The sequence below is a fragment of the Escherichia sp. KCJ4928 genome (assembly GCF_004352695.1).
Taxonomy (GTDB): domain Bacteria; phylum Pseudomonadota; class Gammaproteobacteria; order Enterobacterales; family Enterobacteriaceae; genus ECMA0423.
Genome location: NZ_SJWV01000166.1, coordinates 1 through 8872, shown reverse-complemented (window position 1 = coordinate 8872; position 8872 = coordinate 1). Strand labels below are relative to the sequence as shown.

The following is an 8872-nucleotide window of genomic DNA, read 5'->3' as shown; positions in this document are numbered from 1 at the left end:
CCGTATTAAGTTGATGTATTAATGACGTATAACCGGATGACGTTTCGCGCCATCCGGTTATCAGAAGATTAAGAGAACCAGCTGCCGAACCACTGATGGAATTTCATCATCACGAAATCCCACATCCGACCAAAGAATCCGCCCTCTTCCACATTTTCCATCACGATCAGCGGACGCTGCTCAATGGATTTACCGTTAAGCTGGAAATCAATGGTCCCGACAACCTGACCTTTTTTCAGCGGTGCGGTAAGCTGCGGTTCCGTTAACGTGTAGCTCGCCTTCAGGTTTTTCAGCTGCCCACGCGGTATGGTCACTGAGCCCGCTTCACCTGCCCCAAGATTCACTTCGCTCTTATCACCAAACCAGACGCGCTGAGTCACAAAGGTGGCATCAGGTTTAATTGGCGTCACGGTTTCAAAGAAGCGGAAACCCCAGGTCAATAATTTCTCAGACTCATTAAAACGGATACGGTCAGTTTTCGCCCCCAGCACTACGGAGATTAAACGCATATCGCCCTGGGTAGCCGAAGCAACCAGATTATATCCCGCGCCTGCCGTGGTTCCTGTCTTCATGCCATCAACATTCAGATTGCTGCTCCACAGCAGACGGTTACGGTTAGGCTGACGAATTTTGTTGAAGGTGAACTCTTTCTCTTTATGAATGGCGTACTCTTCCGGCACATCGTGGATCAATGCTTTACCCAGCAATGCCATATCGCGCGCGGTACTGAACTGCCCCGGCGCATCCAGACCGTGCACCGTCTGGAAGGTAGTGTTGGTCAGACCCAGTTTTTTGGCATAACCATTCATCAAACCAATAAATGACTCCTGGCTCCCGGCAACGTAATCGGCCAGCGCAATACAGGCGTCATTACCGGACTGGATAATCACACCTTTGTTCAAGTCTGCCACCGAAACCTGATCGCCCGGTTTGAGGAACATTACCGATGAACCACGCAGTGCCGGATTTCCCGTCGCCCAGGCATCTTTACCGACCGTCACCATATCGGTGAGTTTAATCTTATCGGCCTTAAGCGCCTGCCCAACCACATAGCTGGTCATGATTTTAGTCAGGCTCGCGGGATCCAGTTTCTCATCCGCGTTGCCTTCTGCCAGCACTTTACCGCTGGCGTAATCCATTAAAATCCATGCACGCGCATCCACGCTCGGCGCTTCAACGGTTTGTTCCGCCGCGAATGCCGTTGGGGCAAAAAGGAATAAAAATGCAGAACCCGCTGCAAGACCACGAAGGAGAGAGGAGTATTGCGTCATAAATGCCACCCGAGTATCCATTCAAAAAAATACGTTATATCGCCGTATGATAAGTTCGGTGATTAATAACGCACACACAAACTTAAAGAAACCGTAAGTTGGTAAAGTTTTTAAAGTTTATGCAATATCCTGCCGCTTCGCTGCTTCTGGTGTCATTTTTTTGCCAGCTGTTGCTTAAAAGTTAACTTTACTTCACCATCGGAGTCCTGTTCAGCCTGTGGCTGCCTGTCGGAAAAGGGGTGAGTATGATTACGCTGTGGGGTCGGAATAATTCAACTAACGTAAAAAAAGTATTGCTGACGCTCGAAGAACTGGAACTACCTTATGAGCAAATTCTCGCGGGCCGTGAGTTTGGGATAAATCACGATGCTGATTTTCTGGCGATGAACCCTAACGGGCTGGTGCCGTTGTTGCGTGACGACGAAAGTGATCTCATTCTTTGGGAATCAAACGCCATTGTCCGCTATCTGGCGGCACAGTACGGGCAAAAACGCCTGTGGATCGACTCACCGGCACGTCGTGCGGAAGCGGAAAAATGGATGGACTGGGCAAACCAGACACTCAGTAATGCTCATCGCGGGATCCTGATGGGATTAGTCAGAACACCACCCGGAGAGCGCGATCAGGCCGCCATTGATGCCAGTTGCAAAGAGTGCGACGCCCTGTTTGCCCTGCTCGATGCGGAACTGGCAAAAGTAAAATGGTTCTCTGGCGACGAGTTTGGTGTGGGCGATATCGCTATCGCACCGTTCATCTACAATTTGTTTAACGTTGGCCTGACCTGGACACCGCGTCCAAATCTGCAACGCTGGTATCAGCAACTCACTGAACGCCCCGCAGTGCGCAAAGTGGTGATGATTCCCGTTAGCTAATTGCGTGGGCTAACTTTAAGTAATTCCCCACTGGACTCGTCGGTGAGAACGTATAAATAACCGTCGGGTCCAGTGCGAACATCACGAATTCGCTGCCCTCTGTCCGTTAAAATACGGCCATCTTCTGTCACTTTGTCGCCGTTGACGCTCATCACAATGACATCTTTATCTTTCAGCGCGCCTATAAATAATTTTTGCTGCCACTGGGGGAATTTATCGCTGTTATAGAAGGCCATGCCGCTCACAGCGGGCGAATCTTTCCAGTAAAAAACAGGTTGCTCGGTCCCGGCGACGATCTCCCCTTTCGCTTCCGGTATCTTAAAGCCTGAATAGTTGATTCCCCAGGTTGCCAGCGGCCAGCCGTAGTTTTTGCCTTTTTGCGGGATATTAATTTCATCACCACCGCGCGGGCCATGTTCATTCAGCCACAGTGCATTACTCCACGGATTCATCGCCATTCCTTGCGGATTACGAATGCCATAAGACCAGATCTCGGCGCGCGCACCGGATTCCTTTATAAAAGGATTATCATCCGGGATTTCGCCCTGGTCGGTCAGACGCACCAGTTTGCCCTGTAATTTATCCAGATCCTGCGCCGTCGGGCGCTGATTGTTTTCGCCCAGAGCAATAAAAAGATAACCTTTACCGTCGAATACCAGCCGCCCGCCAAAATGGTTGCCGGTAGACAGTTTTGGCATCTGGCGGAAGACGGTGCGGAAGTCGGCCACTTTTGAGAGATCATCACTTAAGCGGCCATAACCCACAGCAGTTCCGGCTTTGCCATCATCGCCAACTTCGGAATAACTTAACCAGATGCGGCGAGACTGAGCAAAATCAGGCGCTAAAACCACGTCCAGCAGGCCGCCCTGCCCGTGCGCCCAAACGTCCGGAACTCCGGAAAGCGGCGCAGATAATCCTTTTCCTGCTTGCCAGTGACGCAACTCGCCGCCGCGCAGAGTGATTAACATACCGTGATTATCGGGTAAAAAGGCCAGTGCCCAGGGATGGTCGAGTTTGTCTTGCAGTACTTCGACATTTACCGTTGCAGGAGCCGCCCAGAGTGCGGAAGAAAGACAAATAAGGGGCACAAGGAAAAAGGATTGTCGATGCATAACGCCTCCGGATTGACTCTGGCTTAAAGCGTAGTCAGTGGAGGAGATAACAAATTCATTTTTACAAAAACTTAAACATGAAGGGGGAGACGCTTTCTCCCCCTTAGTTTTCAGGCCTTCTCAAGCATGGCGTGCTTCTGCAGGCTCTGGATACTCAGCGTTAAGCTCATCAGACAATTTTCAAGCTTATCGGCGTTGACGGTAATAACAGTCGGGCAATCATGGTGCCCACTCATCAAACATACTGCGGCTGTCGCTAATGCTTCTTCAGCATGATGAAGAGCACTCCACTCTTCCTGATCCAGATGAAGATTCAACCGCAGCGATTTATCGTGCAGTTCGCGATTCAGTTTAAAAAAGTTATCTCGTAGATGATTGCTTTCGCTGACGGACATGTATCCTTTTGCCTTCCTCAGTTGCACGTATGCAGCGAGGTCAACGCGTGCGTCGATCAACCGGTTCAGCAGATCGATTCGCTGTCTGTCAACGAACATACTTCGATCCTCCTCTTTCCAGCCTTGTTGCAATTAAATAGTATGGCTATTTTTTGAGCAAAATGCTGTCCAGGATCAATTCTTCACGCCGAATTAACAAAATTTACATTTCCTTCGCCTCCGCCAGCGAATGAGATTGCGATACAAATTTTATCCAGAACTCTGTAGAATCCCTGCCCTGACCTTTCCTGTAACTGAATATTTTTTAAGCTATGAGCAAAGTAACTCCCCAGCCGAAAATCGGCTTTGTTTCCCTTGGCTGTCCGAAAAACCTTGTCGATTCAGAGCGTATTCTCACCGAACTACGCACTGAAGGTTATGACGTGGTACCGAGCTATGACGATGCGGACATGGTGATCGTCAACACCTGCGGCTTTATTGACAGCGCGGTACAAGAATCACTGGAAGCCATTGGTGAAGCGATGAATGAAAACGGCAAGGTAATTGTGACCGGTTGTCTGGGGGCAAAAGAAGATCAGATCCGCGAAGTCCACCCGAAAGTGCTGGAAATCACCGGGCCTCATAGCTATGAGCAGGTTCTGGAGCACGTTCATCACTACGTGCCAAAACCGAAACACAACCCATTCCTGAGCCTGGTGCCAGAACAAGGTGTGAAACTGACGCCGCGTCATTATGCCTATCTGAAAATTTCTGAAGGCTGTAATCACCGCTGCACCTTCTGCATTATTCCGTCTATGCGCGGCGACCTGGTGAGCCGTCCGATTGGCGAAGTGTTAAGTGAAGCAAAACGTCTGGTAGATGCGGGCGTTAAAGAGATTCTGGTGATCTCGCAGGATACTTCCGCCTATGGCGTTGATGTTAAACATCGTACTGGCTTCCACAACGGCGAGCCGGTAAAAACCAGCATGGTCAGCCTGTGCGAACAGTTATCGAAACTGGGGATCTGGACACGTCTGCACTACGTTTACCCTTATCCGCATGTGGACGACGTCATCCCACTGATGGCAGAAGGCAAAATCCTGCCGTATCTGGACATTCCGTTGCAGCACGCCAGCCCGCGCATTCTCAAACTGATGAAGCGTCCGGGTTCTGTAGATCGCCAACTGGCGCGCATCAAACAGTGGCGCGAAATCTGCCCGGAACTGACCCTACGCTCAACCTTTATTGTCGGCTTCCCTGGCGAGACAGAAGAAGATTTCCAGATGCTACTCGACTTCCTGAAAGAAGCGCGTCTGGATCGCGTTGGCTGCTTTAAATACAGCCCGGTTGAAGGTGCAGACGCCAATGCCCTGCCTGACCAGGTTCCGGAAGAAGTTAAAGAAGAACGCTGGAACCGTTTCATGCAGCTGCAGCAGCAGATTTCCGCCGAGCGCCTGCAAGAGAAAGTGGGCCGTGAAATTCTGGTGATTATCGACGAAGTGGACGAAGAAGGCGCGATTGGTCGCAGCATGGCAGATGCACCGGAAATCGACGGCGCGGTTTATCTCAATGGTGAAACCAACGTTAAGCCGGGTGATATCCTGCGTGTGAAAGTCGAGCACGCCGATGAGTACGATTTGTGGGGTAGCCGGGTTTAATTAATTCAGGCCGGGCAAAATCATTTGTCCGGCCTGCGAATAATGATTACTGCCAGCTAATCTGAGCCCTGCCGTTTTTCTTACTCTTATACAGCCGCTCATCCGCCAGCATTTTCAAGCGTTCGACGGTGGTACATTCATTTGAATGCGCTACACCGATACTGGTACTTAAATTAATGCTTCCCACCTGGAAATGAACGATTTCTTTTAGAATCGATAGCAACTCTTCCAGCGTTCCACCCGTATAAATCACCGCAAATTCGTCACCGCCGAAGCGGTAGATTTTACCTTTATCTACCGGGATCTGTGATTTAAGGATTTTCACCACTTTCATCAACACTTCATCGCCCAGCAAATGACCGAAGGTGTCGTTAATGTTTTTGAATTTATCGACGTCAAACAGGCACAAATAACCGCCTTTTTCCGGCAGCGCTTTTAAATCTTCGTCAAAGGATTTTCTGCCCATTGCTTTGGTCAGGTCGTCCAGGAACGCCGAGTTATACATACTGTAGAGTTTTTTGACATCGGCAGCCGAAAAGAAAAGCCCGCCATCCAGTACGCGTTCAAAATGGTTATTAATGATGGCTTCTTTCTCCACAATACCACGATTAATCACTCTGCGTACCAGATAGAGGCAACTGGTACCCGATATCACCGCCACCAATGCGGCAAAGAAAATAATCAATGTACAGACCCGCAAATAAACATCTTTTTTATACGCAAATACGTACAATCCGGTCGGCAAATAGGCGAAGTGCTCCATCGCTTCCGAAACGGTGAAGATGGCGTTTTTAGCATTATATTCATCACCGGTCACCGGTTTACCGTTCTTAAATAGAGAGAACATCAGGTTCTCGCTGTCCATCGCCAGCGACTTTGACAGTAAAGAAAAACGCTCCAGACCAAGCAAAAATATCAGACTACGATTGTGAGTTACCGGATAGAGGTAATAGACGAAGGTTTTACCGTCAAAAGAGATAAACCCTGTATTTTTGACATGTCGATACTTCACAACCTGCATAATATCTGCACAATAATTTTTCTCGAACTCCTTTACCTGAATACATTCGTCACTGGAAATCAGATAAGGACCGACATCGTACAAATAAGAGGGGGAAACCGAGTCGGCGTAAGCTGTGCGCAAACCAACCAACAGCTGTTCCTCCGTGGGATTTAGCGTGTTGATAAGATCAATTGCCACGCTACGCCGATATTCAGCAATATTTGCCACCGCAAAAGCAGTATCAATAACGGACTGTTTCAGGCTATACACCCGTTCCTTTACCATTTGAGTGTAGATCCCGCAGGCAACTGCTGAAATCATGATAAAAATCAGCAGACTGACTGTAAGTACGAACTTATTGATTCTGGACATACGTAAACTACTCTTTTACTAATTTTCCACTTTTATCCCAGGCGGAGAATGGCATGGGTTTCTGGTACAGATACCCCTGAGCCTGAACACATCCTAATTTAATTAATTCGCGCGCAACGTCTTCGCTCTCTACGCCTTCCGCAATCACCGGGATCCGGTTATAGCGTGCCAGATCGAAAATAATGCGCACAATTTTTCCCGCAGTACCGAAAATATCGCCGGTAAATTGCGAGTCCACCTTTATGCTGTCTGGATTAATTTCATAAAAACGTTTCAGGTTTGACAAACCGGTGCCAAAGTCATCAATCGATATCCGTACCCCTTGTTTACGCAGTTGTTCAATATTGAGATAAAAATGTTCATTAATTCGCTCGATCACGGTTTCAGTGATCTCAACACAGAGGCTGTTCGCCTTCAGGCCATTTTCTTTCATGATGGTGGTAAAACGCTCATGAAAGTGCGGTTCGTTTAACTGCCAGGGCGAAACATTAATATGCAGTAAGAAATCATCCTTCAGCGACGCACGCTGACTAAAATGTCTGAATTCACCCATTGCCGTTTTAATAATCTGATAACCCAGCTCATTGATAAACCCGATATCTTCAGCAATGGTAATGAACTTCAGCGGTGAAATGATCCCCCGCTCCGCAGAAACCCAACGGCACAACGCCTCCGCGCCCAGAATGGCGCGGGTGTTAATATCAACGATCGGTTGATAGACGAGGAATAGTTCGCCAATTTCCATTGCATGGCGAATATTACGCGCAATCCAGATATTCTCTTCTATTTCGTTGAGTTTCGCGTCATCACAAAAAATAAACTCGGAGAACATATGGTCACGGATACTGGAAATCGCCAGTTTCAGTTTTTCTGCGTAACTCCAGGCGTTTTCCCCCTGCAAAGGTTCACAAATGGCAGACTTATGGATGCGCAGATTGCGGTAGCCAAAGCTGCTGTCAAAATCGTTTACCATCGCTATTTTACGGGTAAATGTCTGTACATTTTCCCGACACAGAAGTAAATAGAGATCGGCATTGAATGTCACGATATCGCAGCATTGCGCATATTTCTCGGCAATTCGCTGACACAATTTCCTGACGATTTTATTGCGTTCATCAACACCAAACACCGCTTCCACGGCTTCCAGACCACACAGTTTGATGATCCCCACAGCCAGATACTGATTATTGTTGGACTCAATAATCGCCATATTTTTAATAAAACCGCTTTCCTGATCGTAAGAGATCAGTGAGAGCAATTTATTTGACCGTTCAATTTCGGCATCTTTCATTTCCGCGATCGAATTTTTGATGCTGATAATCTCTTTCGCATCGCCTTCGCGAATTTTCAGAGCCTCGATTTGATCCGTTGAGTCGGGCAAAAACGCCAGCGTATTAACCAGCTCGGTCATTTCAGAAAATTGCCGACGGAACACACGAGTGGTCATGAAATATACCACCAGCAACACGATAATAATGAAAGAAAACGGTAGATAAAAAAGTTTATCTGATGCGTTCAATAAATTACCGCCAGGATAATAAAAATAGATTTCGAACAATGCATTATTTGGCACTGCTGATGTCTTTGCAATATACTCCGTATCGACAGAATCAATAATATTATAATTACCTTCGCTATTATAAATAATCAGTTTTTCACGAGCGAGTTGATTCTTGGCAATGATCTCATGATCTTGTTTCAAAAATAGAACTTCATCATTAGCGCTGATTTGATCAAGATACTCGTTCAGATACCGCCAGTTTAAATCGACATGAATTTTATCTACCGCTAACAAATCGTGATCTTTGCCGTTGATACGTAGCGTAAAAGAGATACATTTTTTACCCGGACGATCAAAGCAATTGTATGCCGGATTCCAGCTGTTGTTAGAGTCATCTGAAGCCACCGACCACGGTCGTTTCGATGGGTTAAAATCGGCAAAAATAACCCGCCCTGACTCGTCGACAAGCGGTCCATTTACTTGTTCCTGATGATAAACAACGATTTTATCATTCGCCCTCCGTGAAAAGAGATAATATTTATTATCATCAAGTACCAGTCCCACCGAGTCTAAAAATGGCATCATTTCCATTTTCAGAATCACGGCGCGTTGAATCTCCTCTGTATTTTTTAATAAATACAGTGAGTCCTTTAATGTCAGGGCCGAACGTTCAATATCTTTAAAGAAATAGCCAACGTTTTTCTGAATA

General features: G+C 47.3%; 7 protein-coding genes. 2 read left to right on the top strand and 5 right to left on the bottom strand.

What is annotated here, in order from left to right; translation table 11 throughout:
* Positions 1 to 68: 68 nt before the first annotated feature.
* The gene (gene dacC, locus E0D98_RS18740) at positions 69 to 1271 is read right to left on the bottom strand and encodes a serine-type D-Ala-D-Ala carboxypeptidase (RefSeq protein WP_000195961.1); all 1203 of its coding nucleotides are present in this window, start codon (positions 1269 to 1271) and stop codon (positions 69 to 71) included.
* A gap of 245 nt (positions 1272 to 1516) precedes the next feature.
* Between dacC and gstB the strand changes: the two genes are divergently transcribed.
* On the top strand, positions 1517 to 2143 hold the full coding sequence (gstB, locus tag E0D98_RS18735) for a glutathione S-transferase GstB (RefSeq protein WP_047086313.1): 627 nt from the start codon (positions 1517 to 1519) through the stop codon (positions 2141 to 2143).
* Here the strand turns inward: gstB and yliI are convergent.
* Both yliI and bssR read right to left on the bottom strand, forming a co-directional pair.
* Positions 2140 to 3255 carry an aldose sugar dehydrogenase YliI gene (gene yliI, locus E0D98_RS18730; protein WP_000555022.1) on the bottom strand — a complete coding sequence of 372 codons (1116 nt, stop codon included), beginning with the start codon at positions 3253 to 3255 and terminating at the stop codon, positions 2140 to 2142. The two genes, gstB and yliI, sit on opposite strands and share 4 nt — an antisense overlap.
* Positions 3256 to 3365: 110 nt before the next feature.
* A complete protein-coding gene (gene bssR, locus E0D98_RS18725) occupies positions 3366 to 3749 on the bottom strand; it encodes a biofilm formation regulator BssR (protein ID WP_000497137.1) in 384 nt (127 codons plus the stop codon).
* 212 nt (positions 3750 to 3961) lie between these two features.
* Here bssR and rimO point away from each other — a divergent pair, with 212 nt between their 5' ends.
* Positions 3962 to 5287 carry a 30S ribosomal protein S12 methylthiotransferase RimO gene (gene rimO / locus E0D98_RS18720; protein ID WP_050877137.1) on the top strand — a complete coding sequence of 442 codons (1326 nt, stop codon included), beginning with the start codon at positions 3962 to 3964 and terminating at the stop codon, positions 5285 to 5287.
* A gap of 46 nt (positions 5288 to 5333) precedes the next feature.
* Here the strand turns inward: rimO and E0D98_RS18715 are convergent, their stop codons facing one another.
* Together E0D98_RS18715 and E0D98_RS18710 are read right to left on the bottom strand one after the other, a co-directional pair.
* Entirely contained in the window at positions 5334 to 6662 is a 1329-nt protein-coding gene (locus E0D98_RS18715) for a GGDEF domain-containing protein (protein WP_000086910.1), read from the bottom strand.
* A gap of 7 nt (positions 6663 to 6669) precedes the next feature.
* Complete coding sequence (locus E0D98_RS18710; protein ID WP_240723743.1) at positions 6670 to 8871, bottom strand: EAL domain-containing protein; 2202 nt, start codon at positions 8869 to 8871, stop codon at positions 6670 to 6672.
* Position 8872 lies beyond the last annotated feature (1 nt).

Coding starts and splice junctions, on each gene's coding strand:
- bssR (WP_000497137.1), bottom strand. CDS start 3,749: ATGTTCGTTGACAGACAGCGAATCGATCTGCTGAACCGGTTGATCGAC.
- E0D98_RS18715 (WP_000086910.1), bottom strand. CDS start 6,662: ATGTCCAGAATCAATAAGTTCGTACTTACAGTCAGTCTGCTGATTTTT.
- yliI (WP_000555022.1), bottom strand. CDS start 3,255: ATGCATCGACAATCCTTTTTCCTTGTGCCCCTTATTTGTCTTTCTTCC.
- gstB (WP_047086313.1), top strand. CDS start 1,517: ATGATTACGCTGTGGGGTCGGAATAATTCAACTAACGTAAAAAAAGTA.
- dacC (WP_000195961.1), bottom strand. CDS start 1,271: ATGACGCAATACTCCTCTCTCCTTCGTGGTCTTGCAGCGGGTTCTGCA.
- rimO (WP_050877137.1), top strand. CDS start 3,962: ATGAGCAAAGTAACTCCCCAGCCGAAAATCGGCTTTGTTTCCCTTGGC.